This window comes from Promicromonospora sp. NPDC060204 (genome assembly GCF_042728455.1).
GTDB lineage: Bacteria > Actinomycetota > Actinomycetes > Actinomycetales > Cellulomonadaceae > Promicromonospora.
The window spans coordinates 1-19,123 of the sequence record NZ_JBHWZO010000111.1 but is presented as its reverse complement, the minus strand read 5'-3'; the positions used below and the strand labels follow the sequence as shown (position 1 = coordinate 19,123).

Annotated in this window: 19 protein-coding genes; 7 read left to right on the top strand and 12 right to left on the bottom strand. The window is 73.4% G+C overall.

Annotated features, from left to right (window positions below; genetic code table 11):
• Positions 1 to 61: 61 nt before the first annotated feature.
• From ACFWEJ_RS15385 to ACFWEJ_RS15365, 5 genes are read right to left on the bottom strand one after another with little or no spacing between them, the layout of a single operon-like run.
• Positions 62 to 1,003, bottom strand: coding sequence for an ROK family protein (locus ACFWEJ_RS15385; protein WP_377230077.1), 942 nt, complete (start codon positions 1,001 to 1,003; stop codon positions 62 to 64).
• On the bottom strand, positions 1,000 to 2,778 hold the full coding sequence (locus ACFWEJ_RS15380; protein ID WP_377230076.1) for a dipeptide ABC transporter ATP-binding protein: 1,779 nt from the start codon (positions 2,776 to 2,778) through the stop codon (positions 1,000 to 1,002). Before ACFWEJ_RS15380 ends, ACFWEJ_RS15385 begins: the two co-directional genes overlap by 4 nt.
• Positions 2,775 to 3,611, bottom strand: coding sequence for an ABC transporter permease (locus tag ACFWEJ_RS15375; protein ID WP_377230075.1), 837 nt, complete (start codon positions 3,609 to 3,611; stop codon positions 2,775 to 2,777). The genes ACFWEJ_RS15380 and ACFWEJ_RS15375 overlap by 4 nt, the downstream gene beginning before the upstream one ends.
• Positions 3,608 to 4,645: an ABC transporter permease gene (locus tag ACFWEJ_RS15370; protein WP_377230074.1), complete on the bottom strand. Its 1,038-nt coding sequence runs from the start codon at positions 4,643 to 4,645 to the stop codon at positions 3,608 to 3,610. The genes ACFWEJ_RS15375 and ACFWEJ_RS15370 overlap by 4 nt, the downstream gene beginning before the upstream one ends.
• Before the next feature lies 1 nt (position 4,646).
• Positions 4,647 to 6,458 carry a peptide ABC transporter substrate-binding protein gene (locus ACFWEJ_RS15365; protein ID WP_377230073.1) on the bottom strand — a complete coding sequence of 604 codons (1,812 nt, stop codon included), beginning with the start codon at positions 6,456 to 6,458 and terminating at the stop codon, positions 4,647 to 4,649.
• 249 nt (positions 6,459 to 6,707) lie between these two features.
• Between ACFWEJ_RS15365 and ACFWEJ_RS15360 the strand changes: the two genes are divergently transcribed.
• Positions 6,708 to 7,931 carry an ROK family protein gene (locus tag ACFWEJ_RS15360; RefSeq protein WP_377230072.1) on the top strand — a complete coding sequence of 408 codons (1,224 nt, stop codon included), beginning with the start codon at positions 6,708 to 6,710 and terminating at the stop codon, positions 7,929 to 7,931.
• Positions 7,928 to 9,430 (top strand): M81 family metallopeptidase, encoded by a 1,503-nt coding sequence (locus ACFWEJ_RS15355; protein ID WP_377230071.1) that lies wholly within the window; start codon positions 7,928 to 7,930, stop codon positions 9,428 to 9,430. The genes ACFWEJ_RS15360 and ACFWEJ_RS15355 overlap by 4 nt, the downstream gene beginning before the upstream one ends.
• Positions 9,431 to 9,504: 74 nt before the next feature.
• Here ACFWEJ_RS15355 and ACFWEJ_RS15350 read toward each other — a convergent pair whose 3' ends face one another.
• Positions 9,505 to 10,533: an ornithine cyclodeaminase gene (locus tag ACFWEJ_RS15350; protein WP_377230070.1), complete on the bottom strand. Its 1,029-nt coding sequence runs from the start codon at positions 10,531 to 10,533 to the stop codon at positions 9,505 to 9,507.
• Positions 10,530 to 11,417, bottom strand: a complete 888-nt coding sequence (gene ddaH, locus ACFWEJ_RS15345; RefSeq protein WP_377230069.1) for a dimethylargininase — start codon at positions 11,415 to 11,417, stop codon at positions 10,530 to 10,532. Before ddaH ends, ACFWEJ_RS15350 begins: the two co-directional genes overlap by 4 nt.
• A 102-nt stretch (positions 11,418 to 11,519) precedes the next feature.
• On the opposite strand from ddaH, the gene ACFWEJ_RS15340 reads away from it, so the two are divergent.
• From ACFWEJ_RS15340 to ACFWEJ_RS15330, 3 genes are all read left to right on the top strand, one after another.
• Positions 11,520 to 11,957, top strand: coding sequence for an Lrp/AsnC family transcriptional regulator (locus ACFWEJ_RS15340; RefSeq protein WP_285102503.1), 438 nt, complete (start codon positions 11,520 to 11,522; stop codon positions 11,955 to 11,957).
• Between the two features lie 88 nt (positions 11,958 to 12,045).
• A complete protein-coding gene (locus tag ACFWEJ_RS15335) occupies positions 12,046 to 12,690 on the top strand; it encodes a DedA family protein (RefSeq protein WP_377230068.1) in 645 nt (214 codons plus the stop codon).
• A gap of 72 nt (positions 12,691 to 12,762) precedes the next feature.
• Positions 12,763 to 13,941 carry an MFS transporter gene (locus tag ACFWEJ_RS15330; protein ID WP_377230067.1) on the top strand — a complete coding sequence of 393 codons (1,179 nt, stop codon included), beginning with the start codon at positions 12,763 to 12,765 and terminating at the stop codon, positions 13,939 to 13,941.
• On the opposite strand, the gene ACFWEJ_RS15325 is transcribed toward ACFWEJ_RS15330, so the two are convergent.
• The 3 genes from ACFWEJ_RS15325 to ACFWEJ_RS15315 all read right to left on the bottom strand — a co-directional run bounded on the left by ACFWEJ_RS15325 (position 13,840) and on the right by ACFWEJ_RS15315 (position 16,369).
• Positions 13,840 to 14,859, bottom strand: coding sequence for a helix-turn-helix domain-containing protein (locus ACFWEJ_RS15325; protein WP_377230066.1), 1,020 nt, complete (start codon positions 14,857 to 14,859; stop codon positions 13,840 to 13,842). The genes ACFWEJ_RS15330 and ACFWEJ_RS15325 overlap by 102 nt on opposite strands.
• Before the next feature lie 83 nt (positions 14,860 to 14,942).
• A complete protein-coding gene (locus ACFWEJ_RS15320; RefSeq protein WP_377230065.1) occupies positions 14,943 to 15,716 on the bottom strand; it encodes a hypothetical protein in 774 nt (257 codons plus the stop codon).
• Positions 15,713 to 16,369 carry a helix-turn-helix domain-containing protein gene (locus tag ACFWEJ_RS15315; RefSeq protein ID WP_377230064.1) on the bottom strand — a complete coding sequence of 219 codons (657 nt, stop codon included), beginning with the start codon at positions 16,367 to 16,369 and terminating at the stop codon, positions 15,713 to 15,715. Before ACFWEJ_RS15315 ends, ACFWEJ_RS15320 begins: the two co-directional genes overlap by 4 nt.
• Positions 16,370 to 16,486: 117 nt before the next feature.
• Between ACFWEJ_RS15315 and ACFWEJ_RS15310 the strand changes: the two genes are divergently transcribed.
• Positions 16,487 to 16,873 carry a DUF1304 domain-containing protein gene (locus tag ACFWEJ_RS15310; RefSeq protein WP_377230063.1) on the top strand — a complete coding sequence of 129 codons (387 nt, stop codon included), beginning with the start codon at positions 16,487 to 16,489 and terminating at the stop codon, positions 16,871 to 16,873.
• Here the strand turns inward: ACFWEJ_RS15310 and ACFWEJ_RS15305 are convergent.
• The gene (locus ACFWEJ_RS15305; protein ID WP_377230062.1) at positions 16,854 to 17,846 is read right to left on the bottom strand and encodes a GlxA family transcriptional regulator; all 993 of its coding nucleotides are present in this window, start codon (positions 17,844 to 17,846) and stop codon (positions 16,854 to 16,856) included. The genes ACFWEJ_RS15310 and ACFWEJ_RS15305 overlap by 20 nt on opposite strands.
• Positions 17,843 to 18,424 carry a cysteine hydrolase family protein gene (locus ACFWEJ_RS15300; protein WP_377230061.1) on the bottom strand — a complete coding sequence of 194 codons (582 nt, stop codon included), beginning with the start codon at positions 18,422 to 18,424 and terminating at the stop codon, positions 17,843 to 17,845. Before ACFWEJ_RS15300 ends, ACFWEJ_RS15305 begins: the two co-directional genes overlap by 4 nt.
• A gap of 208 nt (positions 18,425 to 18,632) precedes the next feature.
• Here ACFWEJ_RS15300 and ACFWEJ_RS15295 point away from each other — a divergent pair.
• The coding region (locus tag ACFWEJ_RS15295; protein ID WP_377230060.1) for a hypothetical protein at positions 18,633 to 19,123 on the top strand (491 nt) is incomplete at its 3' end.

Genomic DNA, 19,123 nt, shown 5'->3' with positions numbered 1-19,123 from the left:
GAGATCGGTCCATCGCTGGACCGATCTCAACGCAACGGACCGATGTCATGTGCGCCGCCCGCTAGGGCCGGGCGAGCGCCGCCGCGCCCACCACCGTTGCATCGCCGCCCAGGACGGCACGCCGGACCTCGACCGAGTGCCCCGAGACCGGTGGCTCGCCGTCCAGCCGGGCCCGGATCGCGGGTTCGAGCAGGTCCCAGGCGTGGGTCAGCCCACCGCCCACCACCACGTGCCCGACGTCGAGCAGCGCCGCCAGCACCAGCACCGCCGACCCGACCGCGTGGCCGGCGTCGGCGAGCACCCGGAGCGCCGCCTCGTCCCCGGCCCGCGCGCGGGCCTCGATCTCCGCGGCGCCGACGCCGCCCGGCCCCCCGCCGTCCGGTCCACCGCCGTCCGCCGCGGCCGAGCCCGCCCCGGCCACCTCCGCGTACCGCCGCTCCACCGACCGCCCGGACGCGAGCGTCTCCAGGTGCCCCCGCTGCCCGCAGGTGCACCGCGCGTCGCCGAACCCGGGCATGTGCCCGATCTCCCCGGCCGCGCCCGCGCCGCGGTACAGCGCGCCGTCCAGCCACAGCGCTCCCCCGACGCCGGTCCCGAGCGCGATACCCGCGGCCGACCGGACGCCGCGGACGGCGCCCCAGGTCGCCTCGCCCACGAGGAACGAGTCGACATCGTTGGCGACGGTCACCGGCAGCCCGGTCCGGGCGGCGAGCCCGGAGCGCAGGTTCGTGCCCACCCAGTCCACGAAGGAGTCGCTGGCCGCGAGCACCTCGCCCGTCACCGGGTCGACGACGCCCGCCGCCCCGACCCCGACGGCGGCCACCGGCACGCCCGCCGACGCCGTCGCTCGCGCCACCAGGTCGGCCGCGACGTCGAGCATCGCCGCGCCGCCCGACGGCGTGGGCGCGGTCGCGGAGGCGAGCACCTCGCCGTCGGGCGTGACGACGGCGGCCTTGATCTTGGTGCCCCCGATGTCGACGCCGGCCGTGGGCCGGTTCGTCATCGGGCGGCACCGGCGGCAGGGGCGACGTCCTCGGCGGAGGCCAGCCGCAGCCGCGCCGCGCGCCGTTCCCGCTGCGCCACCGGGTCCGGCGTCGGCACCGAGGCCAGCAGCTCCGCGGTGTACAGCTCGCGGGGCGCGCTGAACACCTCCGCCGTCGCGCCGCTCTCCACGAGACGGCCCGAGCGCAGCACGGCCACGCGGTCGGTCAGCTCGTGCACCACGCCCAGGTCGTGGCTGATGAACAGGCAGCCGAACCCCAGCTCCGCGTGCAGGTCGCGCAGCACCTGCAGCACCTCGGCCTGCACGGACACGTCCAGCGCGCTCGTCGGCTCGTCGGCCACGAGCAGGCGGGGGCGCAGCGCGAGCGCGCGGGCGAGCCCGATGCGCTGCCGCTGCCCGCCGGAGAACTCGTGCGGGTAGCGCCGCTCGGCGCCCGCCGGCAGCCGGACGGCGTCCAGCAGCTCCCGCACCCGCGCCCGCTTCTCGGCCGGGGACAGCCGCCGCCCGTCCCGGCCGTGGATCGCCAGCGGCTCCGCGATCGACTCGCCCACCAGCCGGCGTGGGTCGAGCGACCCGCCCGGGTCCTGGAACACGACGCCGACGTCGGCCAGCAGGCGCCGGCGCGCCCGGCCGCGCGCCCGGGCGACGGACGTCCCGAGCAGCAGCACCTCGCCCTCGGACGGCGCGAGCAGGCCCAGGCAGGCCCTGCCCGCCGTCGACTTGCCCGAGCCGGACTCGCCGACCAGGCCCAGCATCTCGCCCGCGCGCACGGTCAGGTCGAGGCGCTCGACGGCGCGCACGTGGCGGCCCTGCACCCGGTAGTCGAGGCTGACGCCGCGCAGGTCGAGCACGACCTCGCGGTCGTCGGCCGGTCCTTCGGCCGACCGCCCGGCCGGAGACGCTGCCGCGCCGACCGAAGCCGCCCCGGCAGAACCAGCGTCGACCGAACCGGCACCCACGGCAACCACGCTCGCCGGCGGCGCAGCCGGCACCGCGTCCAGCAGCGCCCGCGTGTACTCGTGCTCGGGAGCGAGCAGCACCTGCTCCACCGGCCCGTGCTCCACGATCCGGCCGCCGCTCATCACGGCCACCTCGTCGGCCAGGTCGGCCACCACGCCCATGTTGTGCGTGACCAGCAGCAGCGCCGTGTCGTGCTGCGCCACCAGCTCGCGCAGCAGGTCGAGGATCCCGGCCTGCACCGTCACGTCGAGCGCCGTGGTCGGCTCGTCCGCGACGATCAGCCGGGGCTCGCAGGCCAGCGCGATCGCGATGACCACGCGCTGCCGCTGCCCGCCGGACAGCTCGTGCGGGTACTGCCCAGCCCGCCGCTCCGGCTCGGGGATGCCCACCGACCGCAGCAGCTCGACCGCCCGCTCGCGGGCGACGGCGCGCGGCACGCGCTCGTGGTTCAGCACCGCCTCGGCGACCTGGTCACCGAGGGTCATGGTCGGGTTGAGCGCCGTCATCGGCTCCTGGAACACCATGGACGCCACGCGTCCGCGCAGGTCCACGAGCTGCTCCTCGGGCGTGGTGACGACGTCGCGCTGGCCGTCGCCGTCGGCCAGCTCCACCGATCCCGTGACGCGCGCCGTCCCGGGCAGGAGGCCCAGGACGGACAGCGAGGTCACACTCTTGCCGGAGCCGGACTCGCCCACCAGCGCCACCACCCGGCCGCGGCGGACCTCCAGGTCGATGCCGCGCACCGCCTCCACCTCCCCGGAGTCGGTGGAGAAGGTGACGCTCAGGTCCGCGATGCGCAGGACGACGTCGCTCATGCGGTCCTCCCCTTCACGTCGACGACGTCCCGCAGCCCGTCGCCCACGAAGTTCAGGGCGCAGACCACGATCACGATCGCGAGGCCCGGCGGCAGGATGAGCCACCACGCGCCCTGGTAGATGTAGTTGATGCCGTCGTTGAGCATGGCGCCCCAGTCGGTCGTGGGCGGCTGGACGCCCATCCCGAGAAAGCTGATGTAGGCGACGAGCAGGATGGCGTCGGCCACCTGGAAGGTCGCGTTGACGACGACGGTGCCCACGGTGTTGGGGATGACGTGGGTCAGCACGGTGCGGCGGTGCGTGGCGCCCATCGCGCGGGCCGCCACCACGTAGTCACGCGTGCGGACCGACAGGGCCTCCGCGCGGATGAGCCGGGCCGGGACCAGCCACGACACCAGACCCAGCACCACGATCATCATGCCGACCGTCGGCCGCACGATGGTCGAGAGCACCAGCAGCAGGAAGATCGCGGGGATCGCGATGCCGGCGTCGACCACGCGCATCATGACGGCGTCCACGACGCCGCCCACGTAGCCGGCGACGGCGCCCCAGAGGGTGCCGACCACAGTCGCGAGCGCTCCGGCCAGCACGCCGACCAGGAGCGACACCCGGCCGGCCACCATGAGCCGGCCCAGGTTGTCGTAGCCGAGGGCGTCGGTGCCGAGCGGGTGCCCGTCGACGCCGGGCGGCAGGTTGGCGGCGCCGAGGTCGGTCGCCACCTGCTCGGTGGGGTACACGAGCGGGCCGATGAGCACGAACAGCACCAGCACCGCGAGCGCCACGGCGCCCACCATCGCGAGCCGGTTGCGGGCGAACCTCCGCAGCCCCGTCATCGCAGGCCTCCTCGGGTGCGCGGGTCCAGGAGGGCCTGGAGCAGGTCGGCCAGCAGCGAGCCGACGACGGTGGCGACCGAGATGACCAGCACGCAGCCCAGCAGCACCGGGAAGTCGCTGCTCTGCGCGGCGCTCCAGAACAGCAGGCCCATGCCGGGGTAGTTGAAGAGCTGCTCCACGACGAGCGCGCCGCCGAACATGACGGGAAGGTAGTAGCCGAGCATCGCGACGACCGGCGTGAGCGAGTTGCGCAGCACGTGCCGCAGCACGACGCGCCGGTAGGCGGTGCCCTTGGCGCGGGCGGTGCGCACGTAGTCCTCGCCCAGGTTGTCGAGGGTCGAGGACCGCATGTAGCGGCTGAACGTCGCCACGATCGGCACGGCGCCCGTGAGCACGGGCAGCACCAGCCCGGCGGGCTGCGCCAGCACCTCGGCGATCCCGGTGCCCTGCGGCGCCGCCGCAGGGAACAGCCCGGCGTTCTGGCTGAGCAGCAGGATCAGGAGCATCCCGAGGAAGAACGTGGGCGTCGAGTAGGCGACGATCGCCAGCGTGGACAGCCAGTAGTCGACGGCGCGGTTGCGGCGCACGGCCTGGTAGATGCCGGCCGGGACGGCGATCAGCACCGCGACGACCAGCGAGAGCCCGGTCAGCAGCAGTGTCTTGGGCAGCCGCAGCGCGATCGCGTCGGAGACCGACTGGTTGAGCAGGTACGACTCGCCGAGGTCGCCCGTCAGCGAGCGCCCCAGGAACGAGAGGTACTGGAGCACCACGGGCTGGTCCAGGCCGTTGGCGGCCTCGAAGGCCGCGATCTGCTCGGGCGTGGCCTGCTGGCCGAGGACGCCGCGGGCGGGACCGCCCGGCAGCGCGTGCAGCAGCGCGAACACGATCACGCTGACCACGAGGATCACGGCGAGCGCCTGGAGCACGCGGCGGATCAGGAAGCGGCCGAAGCCGCCGCGGGCCGCCCGGGTGGGCGGGGGCGCGGCGACTCCGGCTTCGACGGCCCCGCTCTGCGCGGGGATGGCTGTCGTCATGTCAGCCGGCCCAGCTCCAGCGCTGCGGGTGGAAGCTGGCGAGCGGGTCCTGCGTGGTGCCCTCCAGCCCGTCCTTGATCACGGAGACCTGGTAGACGGGGTTCGGCAGCCACATGACCGGCAGGTTCTCGGCGCCGAACTTCGAGTACGCCTGCATGACGGAGGCGTCGGTGCTCTCGGTGGAGTCGTGCATGAGGGTGTCGAGCTCGTCGTCCGAGTAGGAGCCGAAGTTCGACGCGGCGCCCGTGCCGAACACGCGCTCGCCGCTCGGGTAGCCGCCGAAGTACCAGCTTCCGGCGGTGCCGAAGAACGGCAGCTCCCAGTCGCAGTCCGCCTGGTCGGCGGTGCACGGGGCGATGGAGGACAGCACCGTGTTCAGCGGCGCCGACTCGATGGTGACGGAGACGCCGGCCTGGTCGAAGGTCGACTTGATCTCGGCGAACATGTTGTCGGTCTCGGCCGAGCCGCTCTGCGTCAGGATCGTGATCGCCAGCTTCTGGCCCTTCTCGACGTCCTTGCCGCACTCGTCGTCGCCGTCGCCCGGCTTCGTGCACTCCAGCACGCCGTCGGAGCCCGCGGTCCAGCCGTGGTCGGCCAGCAGCGCGGCCGCCGCCTCGGGGTCGAACGGGTACGGGTTGTCCTTCTGCTCCTCGGAGAGGAAGTCGCTCTCGGGGTTCTGCGGCACGGGGCCGTAGCCGGGCAGCGCGGCGCCCTTCCAGATGACGTCGGAGATCTGCTCCTGGTCCACGAGGTGCTGCAGCGCCTGGCGCACGTAGAGCTGGCGGTAGACCGGACCGAGCTCGGGGTGGTTGAAGTTGTACGGCAGGTAGGTGATGGACCAGCCCGCCCACGGCTCGACGGCGTAGCCGAGCGACTCGTACTGCTCGGGTGCGTCCAGGCCGGTCGTGGGGATGTACCCGTAGTCGACGGCGCCGGACCGCACCGCGTTCACCTCGGCGTCGGTGGACGTGTACGGCAGCAGGTTGACGGTGTCGATCGAGGCGGCGTCGTCGCCGTCGTACTTCGCGTTCTTCGTCAGCTCGACCTGGCCGCTGTCCGTGAACCCGGTCAGGGAGTACGGGCCGTTGATGGTCTGCCACAGCGGGTTGGACTCGTAGGTACCCAGGTCCTCGCTCTGCGTCACGAGGTAGTCGAAGATCGCCTTGGCGCCCTTCTCCGTCTCGGCGAGCGCGGGGTCGGGCTCCTCGTCGTCGGCGGTCTTGGCCCAGGCGTGGGCCGGCAGCGGCACCACGAGCGTGAGCTGGGAGGCCTGCAGCCACTCCGGGTTGTAGACCTTGTCGAAGGTGAGCTCGACGGTCTTCTCGTCGGGCGTGGCCACCTCGGTGACGTTGTCGGGCATGCGGCCCTCGGAGTAGCTGGCCCACACGTCCGTGTTGGCCTTGACGAGGTCGAACCAGAACTTCACGTCCGCCGAGGTGACGGGCTCGCCGTCGCTCCAGGTGCGGTCGTCATCGAGGGTGATCGTCACGGTGCGGGAGTCGTCGGAGAAGGTGATCTCGTCGGCGAGATCGGCGCTGGCCACGCGCCCCACCTCGCCCTCGGAGCCGTCGTAGGCCACGAGCGGCTCCCAGAGGGTGCGCATGATGGCGGAGTTGTGGGTGGCGAGCTTGCCCGCGATGCCCAGCGGCACGATCCAGTTGGGGGTCGCGTTGGCGGGCAGGGCGTAGTTCACGTCGGTTCGGGCGGCGGACGTGTCCGCACCGGAGGACGTCGAGCATCCGGCGAGGAGGGCGACGGCGGCGGCCGCGCCGACGGCCAGCCGTGCGGCCCGTCCGGCATGCGTGGTGCGCATCTGGGTCTCCTTGGTCTGCGGGGCTGACGACGTACTTGTTTCGCCAGCCGAATAATGGAGCACCGTAGACGTACTAAGTTTCCCGGATCTATGCGAAAGCCGTAACAAGACTGTTAATTCGGCGCTGCAAAAAGGCAGGCCTGCCCGGATCAGCGGCAACGTGGTGCAGACTCTTGCCCGGAACTTGTTCCACTCATCGAAATAAGTTCTGCACCGCATCAGCGTTCGCACCCAGCCTGGAGGAGGCCCGTGCCCCAGCCCACGCGTCCCCGAGCCGCCGCCCCGCGGCTCGAGCGGGAGATCCTCGTGCTCGTGTCCAGCGGCCGCGCCCGCTCCCGCAAGGAGATCGCCGAGTCGCTCGGCATCGCGCCGTCCACCGTCTCGCAACGGGTGCAGGCGATGCTCGCCGCGGGCGCCCTGGAGGAGACCGGCGAGGGCGAGTCCAGCGGCGGACGGCGTCCCCGCGCCCTGCGCGTGCCCGGCAGCACCGGCTACCTCGGCGTGGTCGACGTGGGCGGCACGCACGCCCGGCTCGGCATCCTGCGGCACGGCGGCGAGCTCGCCACGACCACGGAGGTCGCCCTAGCGATCGCGGACGGCCCCGAGCCGGTCCTGACGCAGGTCACGGCCGCGCTGCGCGAGCTCGCCGGCGCCGCGCCCGACGGCGGCCGCCTGCTCGGCGTCGGCATCTCCCTGCCGGGCCCCGTCGACGTCGCCCAGCGCGCCCTGGACAGCCCGTCGCGCATGCCGGGCTGGTCGGGGTTCGACGTCGGCTCCTGGCTGGAGGACGCGCTCGGCGTGCCCGCCGTGGTCGAGAACGACGCCAACGCGATGGCCGTCGGCGAGCACTTCGGGCACGCCCGGCGCACGCGGCACTCCGTCTCCGTCAAGGCGGGCAGCGCGATCGGGGCCGGGATCCTGGTCGACGACCGCCTCTACCGGGGCGCGGGCGGCGCGGCCGGCGACATCACGCACACCCGCATCCCCGCCGGCGGCGACACCCCCTGCACCTGCGGCAACCGCGGCTGCCTGGAGACGGTGGCCTCCGGCGCCGCCCTGGTGCGGCTGCTCAACGAGCAGGGGTACGACGTCGAGGGGACCGCCGACGTCCTCGCCCTGGTGCGCGACGCCGAACCCGTCGCGACCACGCTGACCCGGACCGCGGGCCGGCATCTCGGCGCGGCGCTGTGCACGGTGGTCAACTTCTTCAACCCCGGCGCCGTGTACCTGGGCGGCGCGCTCTCCACGCTGGAGCCGTTCGTCTCGGCGATCCGCAGCCAGATCTACGAGGGCGCCCACCCCCTGATGACCCGCGACCTCGTGATCGCGCCGTCCGGCCTGGGCGCCGACGCGAACCTCGTGGGCGTGGGCCGCCTGCTGGAGGACGCGCTCGTGCCGCACGCCCTGGCCACCCCGCAGCCCTCTGCCCCCTCCACAGCGTCGTCCACAACAGCGTCGGAAGGACCACGATGACCAACCCCCGCCCGCGGGTCGCGATCGCCGGCATGTCGATCGAGTCCAGCACGTTCTCCCCGCACCGCTCCGGGTGGGAGGCCTTCACCCTGCGCCGCGGCGACGAGCTGGTGAAGCACTACCCGTTCCTCGCCGACGGCGCTCCCCTGCGCGACGCCGCCGAGTGGACCGGCGTGCTGCACGCCCGGTCGCTGCCGGGCGGCGCCGTGCCCGCCGAGGTCTACGAGTCGGTGCGCGACGAGATCGTCGCGACCCTGCGCGACCAGCAGGCGGAGCACGGGCCGTACGACGGCCTGCTGCTCGACATCCACGGCGCCATGACCGTGGTGGGCCGCGACGACGCCGAGTCCGACCTCGCGGCGGCGGTGCGCGCCGTCGTCGGCCCCGGGAAGCTGATCAGCACCACCATGGACCTGCACGGCAACGTGCCGCGCGAGCTGGCCCAGGCCTCCGACCTGATCACCTGCTACCGCATGGCCCCGCACGAGGACGCCTGGGAGACCCGCGAGCGCGCCGCCGCGAACCTGCTCGCGCGGCTCCGGTCCGGAGGCGCGCCCAAGAAGGCGTGGGTCCAGGTGCCGGTGCTGCTGCCCGGCGAGAAAACCAGCACCCGCATCGAGCCCGCGGCGTCCGTCTACGCCGACGTCGCCCGCGTGGCCGACCTGCCCGGCGTGCTCGACGCCGCGCTCTGGGTCGGGTACGCGTGGGCCGACGAGCCGAGCTGCCGGGCCGCCGTCGTCGTCACGGGCGACGACGAGGAGGTGATCGTGCGCGAGGCCGAGCAGCTCGCCCGGCAGTACTGGGACGCGCGCGACGACTTCGCGTTCGTCGCCCCCGCCGCCCCGTACGACCAGTGCGTGGCCACCGCCCTGGCGAGCGGGGCGCGGCCGTACTTCCTGTCCGACTCGGGCGACAACCCGACCGCGGGCGGCGCGGGCGACGTCACCTGGACGCTCGCGCGGCTCCTGGCGGAGCCGGCTTTCGCCGCCGCGCCCGAGGAGGGCGGGGCCACCGCGATCTACGCCTCCCTGCCCGACGCCGAGGCCGCACGCACGGTGGCCGCGGCCTTCGCCGCGGACGGACCGGGCGCGGCGGTCGACGTCGAAGCCGGCGCCCGGGTCGACGACGGCCCGCACGGGCCGGTCCGCCTGACGGGCGTGGTGGAGCACGTGAGCGAGGGCGACCCCGACGCCGGCATCGTCGCCGTCGTGCGCGTGGGCGGGCTGCGCGTGATCCTCACGGAGCGCCGCAAGCCGTACCACCTGGAGAGCGACTTCACGACGATCGGGCTGGACCCGCGGGGCACCGACGTCGTCGTGGTGAAGATCGGCTACCTGGAGCCCGAGCTGTACGACATGGCGGCCGACTGGATGCTCATGCTCACCCCGGGCGGCGTCGACCAGGATCTGCTCCGCCTGGGCCACCACCGCCTGACGAACCCGACCCACCCGTTCCACGCCTTCGAGTCGGAGCCGGACCTCCGCCCCGAACTCCTCTGAAACCGCTGAGTGCGGGCTATTTGTTGCTCGGAGGCCCCGAGAACAACAGATAGCCCGCACTCAACGGGGCTGGGTCAGGCCTCCGCGACCAGGGAGAACAGGTCCTTCGGGTTCTCCGGCTCCGCGATGAGGTCCAGGTGCTGCAGCAGCTCCGGCGCGTTCGCCGTCACGTCCTCCAGCACGAACTTCAGGGCGGTCCAGTCCTCCACGGCGAAGCCGACGGAGTCCCAGACGATGAGCTCGTCCTCGCTCCGGCGGCCCTGCGCGGCGCCCGTGACGACCTGCCACAGCTCGGTCACCGGGAAGTCTGCGGCCTGGCGCTGGATCTCGCCCTCGATGCGGGTCTGCTCCGGGAGCTCGACGAACACGCTGGCGCGCGCCACGATCGCAGGGTCCAGCTCGGTCTTGCCCGGGCAGTCGCCGCCGATCGCGTTGATGAACACGCCGCCGGTCACGTCGGCGTCGTGCAGCACGGTCGCGTTCTGCTTGTCCGCGGTGCACGTCGTGATGACGTCGGCGCCGCGCACCGCGTCGGCGGCGTCGTCGGCCAGGACGACGTCGAAGCCGAGCGCCTTGGCGTGCTTCGCCAGCTTCTCCATCGCGTCGCGGTCGACGTCGAAGACCCGCAGCGTCTCGATGCCGAGCTCGGCGCGCATGCCGAGCGCCTGGAACTCGGCCTGCGAGCCGCAGCCGATCAGGGCGAGCGTCCGTGAGTTCGCGGGCGCCAGGTAGCGCGCGGCCAGGGCCGACGTCGCGGCCGTGCGCAGCGCCGTGAGCAGCGTCATCTCCGCGAGGAACGTCGGGTAGCCGTTGCCGACGTCGGCCAGCATGCCGATCGCGGTGACCGTCTGGAAGCCGTTGGCCGGGTTGAGCGGGTGGCCGTTGACCAGCTTGAAGCCGTAGGTCTCGGCGTCGGAGGTGGGCATCAGCTCGATGACACCCTCCGGGGAGTGCGACGCGATGCGCGGGCGCTTGTCGAGCTCGGGCCAGCGCGCGAAGTCGCGGTCCAGGGCGTCGGTCAGCGCGGCGATGGCGGCCTCCGGGCCGCGGCGGGCGACCCAGCGGGCGGTGGCGGCGACGTCGAGGTACGGGACGGTGGTCATCGGGTCTCCTCGGTGGTGGCGGGGCGCAGCTCAAGCGTGCAGCACTTGACCGAGCCGCCGCCCTTGAAGATCTCGGACAGGTCGATGCCCACGGGCACGAAGCCGCGCTCCTTGAGCGCGTCGGCGTAGTCGCGGGCGCGGTCGCTGAGGAACACGTTCAGCCCGTCGGACACGACGTTCAGGCCCAGGACGGCGGCGTCGTCGGCGCCGACCAGGATCGCGTCGGGGAACAGGGTGCGCAGCGTCTCCTGCGCGGCCGGGCTGAACGCCTCGGGGTGGTAGGCCACGACGGTCTCGCCGGAGACGGCGCCGTCGTCGAGCACGGAGAGGGCCGTGTCGAGGTGGTAGTAGCGCGGGTCCACGAGCTCCAGCGGGACAAGCTCCATACCCTGCGCGGCGAGCTCCAGCCGCTCGGCCACCTCGGAGTGGCCGGCGGGCGTGGTGCGGAAGCCGGTTCCGGCGAGCAGCAGCTTGCCGATCGTCAGCAGGTCGCCCTCGCCCTCCATGATCTCGGCCGACTCGCCGAGGCGGCGGTAGCCGTCCGCGGCGGGCGTGCCGAACCAGCGGTCGTACGCCGGGCCCTCGGCCGCGCGCTCCGGGTAGGTGAAGCGGGCGGCGAGCGCCCGTCCGCCCACGACGATGCCGCCGTTGGCGGCGTAGACCATGTCGGGCAGGCCGGGCTCGGGTTCGATGATGTCGACCTTGTGACCGCGCGCCTCGTAGGCGTCACGCAGGGCCTCCCACTGGGCGAGAGCCTTGGCGGTGTCGACAGGAGACGACGGGTCCATCCACGGGTTGATGGCGTAGACGACGTCGAAGTACGTGGGCGGGCACATGAGGTAGTGCCGCGGCGTGGCGGTCCGCTGCGCGGTGGTCTGCGTCATGGCGCGAGATTAAGGCCGCACCGATTCACAACAGGCGGGCATCCGTTGCGTATCCAGGCGCGGATTCTTGCGCAATCGCAGCGAGTATTGAACGATTCGTTCATGGATGCCGTGAACCGGGCAATCGTCGGCGAGCTGCTTCGCGACGGGCGTGCCACGTACCAGGAGGTCGGCAGCGTGGTGGGCCTCTCGGCGCCCGCCGTGAAGCGCCGGGTCGACCTCATGCTCGCCCGCGGGGAGATCGCCGGCTTCACCGTGCGCGTGGACCCGCAGGCGATGGGCTGGATCCTGGAGGGCTACGTCGAGATCTTCTGCTCCGGGATCGTGTCACCCAAGGTGCTGGAGCGCGACTTCGCACCCATCCCCGAGGTGGTGCGCGTCTCGACCGTGACCGGCGACGCCGACGCGATCGTGCACGTCATGGCCACGAGCATGGAGGAGATCGAGCGCACCGTGGAGCGCATCCGGACCGTCACCCACGTGGTCAAGACGCGCACGGCGCTGGTGATGTCCCGGGTGGTGGACCGGCCCGGGGCCTAGGTCCACCCGGCCCGCGGTCCCCGCGGACGGCGGCGGAGCTTAGGCTGTCCTCACCAACGCTCCCCCACGGCTCCGGAGGACGCCCTCGATGATCAGGACCGCCGTCTCGGACGACGTCGCAGGCTGGCTCGACGTGCTCGGCCCCCTCGCCTTCTACCTGGTCGTCTGGGGCCTGGTGTTCGTCGGCACGGCGTTCTTCGTCGGCGTCTTCATCCCGTTCCTCACCGGGGACGGGCTGCTGTTCGGCGCGGGGATCGTGGCCGGGAGCACCGACCGGATCGACATCTGGGTGCTCGCCATCGGCGTCGGCGTCGCCGCGGTGGCGGGGGACCAGGTCGCGTTCCTGCTCGGCCGGAGGTACGGGCGGCCGTACCTGAGCACGCGCAAGGGCCGCTGGGTGCAGGCGACCGTGGTGCGCACGGAGCGGTTCTACGAGCTGTTCGGCTGGTGGTCCGTGGTGATCGGCCGGTACATGCCGTGGGCGCGCGTGTTCGTGCCGGTCATCGCGGGCATCGGCGGGATGTCCTACCTGCGGTTCCTCACCGCGAACATCTTCGGGGCGGTGAGCTGGGGCGTGCTCATCACGGTGCTCGGCTACTACGCGGCCTCCGACCCGTCGGTGCGGCCCATCGCGTACGTCGTGGCGGGCGTGGTGATCGCGGCGTCGGTCGTCGCGGGCGTCCGCGCCTGGCGCCACGACCGTGCGGGCCGTCGCCCGGCCGAGGTCGAGTAGTCCCGCCGTCCGGTCAACAGCGCCCGCCGCACGATCAACCGGCGGGCGGCGCGGGCGGCCAGGGTGGTGCCCATGAGCACAACCACCACCACGCAGCGCGACGCCGCTGCGGCCCCGCCGTCGGGCAACCCGACCTGGACGCCCGTCGTGGCCCTCTCCTTCGGGATCGCGATGGTGGTCCTCAGCGAGTTCCTGCCGGCGAGCGTGCTGCCCGCGCTGGCGGCAGACGTCGGCGTGAGCGAGGGAACGGCCGGCCTGGCCGTGGCGGCGACGGCCGTCGCCGGGGCCCTCACCGCGCCGAGCATCGCGGTGCTGCTCCCCCGGGCCGACCGGCGCACCGTGCTGGTCGCGCTCCTCGTGGCGGCGGCGGTGTCCAACCTCGCGGTCGCCCTCGCGCCCAGCTTCGCCGTGCTGCTGCTCGGCCGGCTCCTGCTCGGCATCGCGCTCGCCGGCTACTGGTCGTTCGCCTTCGGCGCGGGCACCCGGGCCGTGCCCGGCAGGGACCACGTGGTCTCGTCCGCCCTGGCGTTCGGCACCAGCATCGCGACGGTCGTCGGCATCCCGCTGGCCTCCGTGGTGGGCGACGCCGTCGGCTGGCGGACGACGTTCGGGGGCGTCGCCGTGCTCACCGCGCTCGGCGCCGTCGTGCTCGGCCTGAGCCTGCCCTCGGTGCCGCCGCACCCGACCGCCGGCCTGCGGATGCTCCGCGAGGCGCTGCGCAACGGGCGGCTGATGGCCGGCATCGGCTGCGTGGTGCTGGTGGCCTTCGCCAACTTCACCGCCTACCCCTACATCCGCATCGCCATCGAGCGGGTGGACCCCGCCGCCACCACGTGGATGCTGCTGGCCTGGGGCATCGGCGGCACGGTGGGCACGGTGCTCGCCGGTGTGCTCGCACGCTGGCTGCGGCCGCTGGCCGCGGCGGCCCCGGTCGCGCTGGCCGCGGGCCTCGTGCTGACGGCGTTCGCCTCGTCGGTGCCAGTGCTGGCCGTCGCGGTGGTGCTGTGGGGCTTCTCGATCAGCATGGTGCCGGTGATCACGCAGCTCTGGGTCACGCGGGTGGAGCCGGAGCGCGCCGAGTCCGCGATGTCCTTGCAGGTCACCGCGTTCCAGATCGCCATCACCGCCGGGTCGTCGCTGGGCGGCGTGCTACTGGACGGGCACGGCGTCCGGCCGCTGATGCTGGTCGGGGCGGCCGCCGCGGTCGCGGCGGGACTCGGCTGGGCGTTCCTGCGGGTACCCCGCAGCTGACGGGCCGAGCGGGGCGGACGGGACCCAGGGCCGGGCCTGGCGGGGCGTGGCCTGGGTCCGGGTCTGGACCGGAACCTGGGCCTGGTTCGTGTTCGGGCCGGTCCAGGCGGCGGACGGCGCATCCTGGTCCGGCGCCTTCTGGTCCGGCCCCGTCCGCCACGCCAGCGGCGAGAGGCCGTGGTCGGACGTGAACGCCCGGCTGAACGCCGCGACCGACCCGTAGCCCACCTCGAACGCGACCCGCGTGACCGGCAGGCACCGGTCGATCAGGAGCGTGCGCGCCCGGTGCATGCGCACCTCCCGCAGCATCTGCATGGGGCTGTGCCCGGTGGCCCGGCGGAAGCGCTCGGTCAGCGCGGAGCGCGACAGGTGCACCAGCGCGGCCATCCGGTCGAGGGTCCACGGCTCGCCGGGCCGGTCCGCGAGGGCGGCGACGACGTCGGCGACCTGGGTGTCGGCGGCGGCGCCGGTCTCGGCGGTGCCCGCGCCGAGGCTTCCGCCGGCGCGGCCGGCGGGTGTCGCGGCCTCCTGCCACAGTGCCGTCATCGCCGCGCCGATCAGGCCCGCGTAGCTCGCGGCGAACGGGGCCGGGCTGGAGATCGCGTCGAGCGGGCACGCGGTCACGAGGGCGACGACTCCGCGCTGCCGCTGGTCGAAACCGCTGACGACCAGCGGACTCGGCAGCGCCGCGGACGGGACCGTGGGCCGCAGGTCGCCGTGCACCAGGTCGGTGTCGCGGTCGGCGACGAGCCGGTGCGCGGTCCGGGCGTCGACGAGGACGGCGTCGCCGGACAGGACCCGGCGGCGGGCGCCGGCGGTCTCCAGCGTGGCCGCGCCGGCCAGCACGACCGCCCACAGGGCGCCCGGCCGGGACCGCACGTCGCCCGCGGACAGCCGCTCGCGCGTCAGCGCCGTCATCTCCCAGTCCATACGTACCGGAGCCATCGAGGCGCGCCGGCTATTCCCGGGGGAGCAGCGACACGACCACGGGGACCGCAGGGTCACACCGTCAGGATGCGCAGTGCGGCCTGTCCGTTCTGCCGGTGCGCCGCAGGCAGAGCGCGCCAGGCGCGCGCGTCATCGGGCAGGTTCAGCCGCAAGGTCTGCAACCGCTGCCGGTCCGAGCCGGTGAACCGTTCCCGTTCGACGTAGGGGTCCTCGAGACAGCACAGCAGGGAGGCGGCGTCGTGCAGATGTCGGTCAGGATCGCGGGAGTCGGTCCGGTAGGCGGCCGCCTTGAGCACGATCGCCCCGAAGACGTCCGGCACGCTGATCGTCGTCGGGCGTTCCGACGAGACGGTCAGGCGCGCGTTGAACGTGCGACGCAGCGCCTGCGTGCCGCCCTCGACGGCGACCATCGCGTGCCCGCGCAGCTTCTCCGTGACGCTCGGTGCGGCGTGATCCGCCGCCAGCACGTCGACGACGTCCGGCGCGGTCGTGACGACGTCGACCTGGGCGTCGTCACGAACGAAACGGTGGGCGCTCCCCTCGCGAGGGTCGATCGGGGGTGTGAGGACGTAGCCGAGACCCTCCAGCGCCATGGCGGCAGTCGCCGCGACGCCCCGGGTCGTCTCGACGTGCAGCACGATGTCGACGTCGTTCGTCGGCCGGACCACGTCGATGCCGGAACGAAAGGCGTGCAGCTGAGTCATCAGGCCCCCGACGAGGGTCCAGCTCTCGTGCGGCAGCGCGGTCTCGATCTCGGCGACGTTCGGCCAGGGCATGCCCCACCCGCCCGGAGGTGTCGCGACGTCGAGGGTGGGCCGGTCGGTCACAGCCGCTCCAGTGCTCGGTCGAGGGCGGCGAGCCCCGCGTGGCGTCCGCGCGAGTCGAGCGACCCGGCGAGATCAAGAGCCGCGAGGGTGACCGCGGTCTCGGCGAGGGCACGTACGACGGCGAGATCCATGGAGGTGGCGCGCAGCGTGACCTGCCCGTCGTCGTCACGCACCAGGCCGTGCCGGTGCACGACGGCGTCGAGCTCGCCGACCGTGACGTAGCCGTCGACCGTCGCTGTTGCGGCGAGCCCCAGGGCCGCGGACGCCGGCGACGTGTCGACGATCTCGCCGCGTAGACGCGGCAGGCTCGCCGGGTGCCCCGCGTAGCTGAAAGCGACCGCGCGGTTGCGCGCGCGCTCCACGAGCTGGGTAGACGAGAGCCCCCGCAGCCGCGTCCTGAGCCGGGACCGTTGGCTGGCACCCATCCACTCCGCCTGGCTTCCGGACAGGATCGCGACGGCACCCCACGCCGTCGGCTCCGCCCAGGCCCGGCCGTGCCCGGTGCCGCGTACGGCCACGACCCGGTCCACGGAGGTCTCGTCGACCACGCCGCGGGCTATCTGACGGAGGTGGCCCTGGGCGACCAGGTGCTGCACCTGACGGGGCGAGATCCCCAGGCGTTCTGCGGCCTCCCCGACGGTGAGCAGCGACATGACAGAAAGTTTCGTCTACGCGAACCTATCCGTCAACAGGACGGGGTCGCCCGTCCCTGACATACTGCCGATCACGGCTGCGACCCGCGCCGGGACCAGGGAACGAAGGGCACCACCTTGCTGATCGCCGGACTTGTGCTCGTGGGCGTCGCGGCACTCATCCACGTCTACATCTTCTACCTGGAGTCCTTCGCCTGGACCGAGAAGCGCACCCTCGCGACGTTCGGGATGAGCGCCGAGGAGGCCGAGGTGACCAAGCCGCTCGCGCTGAACCAGGGGTACTACAACCTGTTCCTCGCGATCGTCACGGCGGTGGGCATCGTGCTGACGGCGGCCGGGTCGACGGCGGCGGGCACCGCGCTCGTGCTGGCAGGCGCGGGCTCCATGGTCGCGGCGTCGCTCGTGCTGATCGTCTCGGACCCGAGCAAGAGCAGCGCGGCGCTGAAGCAGGGCGTGATCCCGCTGCTCGGCGTGGTCGCGGTGGTCATCGGCCTGCTGGTCTGACGCCGGTCCCGTCGGTGACGGTCCGCAGCCGGCGCAGCGAGCGCGAGTCCTCGAAGCCGACCGTGCGGGCCGCCGACTCCATCGTCGCGCCCTGCCCGATGAGGTGCTCGGCGCGCTCGCGCCGCAGCAGCTGCTGGTAGCGCAGGGGTGTCACGCCGGTGGCCCGGGTGAACGCCCTGGTCAGCGTCCGCTCGGCGACGCCCGCCCGCGCCGCCAGGTCGGCGAGCGGCAGGGTCCGCGCGAAGTGCTCGTCGATGTGGTCCTGGGCGCGATGGACCGTGTCGTCGACGTGCGACCGGTGCCGGAGCATCGCGCTGGCCTGCGGCTCCGTCCCGTTCCGGCGGGCGTACACGACCATCTCCCGGGCCACCCGGGCGGCCAGCGCGGGCCCGTGCCGCACGGCGAGCAGGTGCAGCGAGAGGTCGATGCCGCTGGCGATGCCCGCGGAGGTGACCACCCCGTCGTCGGTGGTGAAGAGGACGTCGCGGACCACGTGCGCCCGCGGGTGCCGCGCCGCCAGCGCGTCCTGGACGGCGTGGTGCGTGGTGCAGCGGCGGCCGTCGAGCAGCCCGGCCTGGCCCAGGGCGTCCGAGCCCGCGCACACGCTGGCCACCGTGCCGCCCGCCGCGTGGTGGGCGCGGAGCCGCTCGCGCGCCTCCGCGGACAGACGCGGCCAGGCGCCCGGGTCGCCACCCACGCGCCACCCGGGGACGACGACGAGGTCGTCCGGGCCGAGCGCCGGCCAGTCGGTCCCGGCGACCAGCGGGAGGCCCTGCGCGGAGGCGACCACGGCGGCGTCGGGTGGTGGGGTGCCCGGCGCGCCGTCGGCCGGGGTGCCGGGCGCCGGGGTCCCGGAGACAAACCGCAGGTCGTAGCGGTGGCCGAAGTCCCCGGCCGTGAAGAACGCCTGCGCGGGGCCTGCCAGGTCGAGCAGGTGGACCCCGGGCAGGAGCAGGAAGACGACGGTGGTCACGCCGTCGATGCTGCCACCTCGGCCTGCTCGCCGGCGCGCGCGCCGTCCTCCGCCGCCAGCTCGGCGACGGTCGCGATGCGCGCGAACCGGTCACGGAGCACGGTCTCGGTGCGCTCCAGGAGGTCGGCGGCGCTGAACCGGCCCAGCGGGTCCGTCGTGGTCGCGTCGCTGACGAACGTCACGTCGTAGCCGAGGTCGGAGGCGACGCGCGTGGTGGTCTCCACGCACTGTTCCGCCCGGATGCCGCAGATCCGCAGCTCGCCCACGCCGTGGGTGGTGAGGATCTGCTGGAGGTTGGTGGTGGTGAACGCGTTGTGCGAGGTCTTGTGCAGCAGCGGCTCGCCGGGCCGGGGCTCGTCCAGCTCCTCGAACAGGCGGACGTGACCGGTCGCGGGGTCGAACGGGTTGCCCGACCCCGGCTCGGTGTGCAGCACCCAGACCACGAGGTCGCCGGCCGCGCGGGCGAGGTCGACCAGCCGGTTGACGGGCTCGGCGACCCCCGGGTTGAGGGTGTCCGCCCACAGCGGCCGCACGCGGAAGGACTCCTGGACGTCGATGACGATCAGTGCTCTGCTCATGGCCCCAGTCTGCTTCCTCGTGCGCCCGCGCGGGAGGCTGGATCAGGTCGCTGGGCGGACTGATCCGGTCACGCCGGCGGGCCGCCTCGGGAGCCGGCGGACGAGGTTGTCCACAGATTCGATTCCGAGGGTGCATGACCCTCGTCCAGAACATATATTCGAGCTATGGAGCATTGATCAGATGCTTTCATCATCGAAGGGAGTCAGGGTGGAGATCACGCCTGGGCACGCCACCTTCGTCGAGCGCGCCGTCGCCGCCGCATTGCCACCGGCTCCTGCCGACACGACGACGTCGCTCCACACGCTGTGCTGGAGTGCGCAGCCCCTGAACGGGGAGGGCACCCTGCCGGCGGCCACCGTGACCTGGCCGGGTCATGGGCGCAGCACCCAGGCGACAGTGAGCGATCTCGTCGACGGGCCGACCAGGCGGACCGAGACTGCGGATCTGGCCTCGCTGCCAGAACTCGCCGGCCTGCCGGTGGGCGCGAGCCTGGTCGCTGCCCTGACTCGTGTCGAGGTCGCCGATACCGATGACGCGGACCTGCTGGACGTCGCGGCGCGGTGGCAGGACGTCATCTCCTGGGCCACCGCGATGCAGTCGCGCGCCACCGGTGAGATCGCCCGACGACGCGGCTGGACCACCGAACACACCACCGCCACCGCCGAGATCAGCGCCCGCCTCCACATCCCACAGGGCGA

Excerpts from the sequence above, each read along its gene's own strand:
- ACFWEJ_RS15385 (WP_377230077.1), bottom strand. The coding sequence starts at position 1,003 with ATGACGAACCGGCCCACGGCCGGCGTCGACATCGGGGGCACCAAGATC.
- ACFWEJ_RS15380 (WP_377230076.1), bottom strand. The coding sequence starts at position 2,778 with ATGAGCGACGTCGTCCTGCGCATCGCGGACCTGAGCGTCACCTTCTCC.
- ACFWEJ_RS15375 (WP_377230075.1), bottom strand. The coding sequence starts at position 3,611 with ATGACGGGGCTGCGGAGGTTCGCCCGCAACCGGCTCGCGATGGTGGGC.
- ACFWEJ_RS15370 (WP_377230074.1), bottom strand. The coding sequence starts at position 4,645 with ATGACGACAGCCATCCCCGCGCAGAGCGGGGCCGTCGAAGCCGGAGTC.
- ACFWEJ_RS15365 (WP_377230073.1), bottom strand. The coding sequence starts at position 6,458 with ATGCGCACCACGCATGCCGGACGGGCCGCACGGCTGGCCGTCGGCGCG.
- ACFWEJ_RS15355 (WP_377230071.1), top strand. The coding sequence starts at position 7,928 with ATGACCAACCCCCGCCCGCGGGTCGCGATCGCCGGCATGTCGATCGAG.
- ACFWEJ_RS15350 (WP_377230070.1), bottom strand. The coding sequence starts at position 10,533 with ATGACCACCGTCCCGTACCTCGACGTCGCCGCCACCGCCCGCTGGGTC.
- ddaH (WP_377230069.1), bottom strand. The coding sequence starts at position 11,417 with ATGACGCAGACCACCGCGCAGCGGACCGCCACGCCGCGGCACTACCTC.
- ACFWEJ_RS15340 (WP_285102503.1), top strand. The coding sequence starts at position 11,520 with ATGGATGCCGTGAACCGGGCAATCGTCGGCGAGCTGCTTCGCGACGGG.
- ACFWEJ_RS15335 (WP_377230068.1), top strand. The coding sequence starts at position 12,046 with ATGATCAGGACCGCCGTCTCGGACGACGTCGCAGGCTGGCTCGACGTG.
- ACFWEJ_RS15330 (WP_377230067.1), top strand. The coding sequence starts at position 12,763 with ATGAGCACAACCACCACCACGCAGCGCGACGCCGCTGCGGCCCCGCCG.
- ACFWEJ_RS15325 (WP_377230066.1), bottom strand. The coding sequence starts at position 14,859 with ATGACGGCGCTGACGCGCGAGCGGCTGTCCGCGGGCGACGTGCGGTCC.
- ACFWEJ_RS15315 (WP_377230064.1), bottom strand. The coding sequence starts at position 16,369 with ATGTCGCTGCTCACCGTCGGGGAGGCCGCAGAACGCCTGGGGATCTCG.
- ACFWEJ_RS15300 (WP_377230061.1), bottom strand. The coding sequence starts at position 18,424 with ATGAGCAGAGCACTGATCGTCATCGACGTCCAGGAGTCCTTCCGCGTG.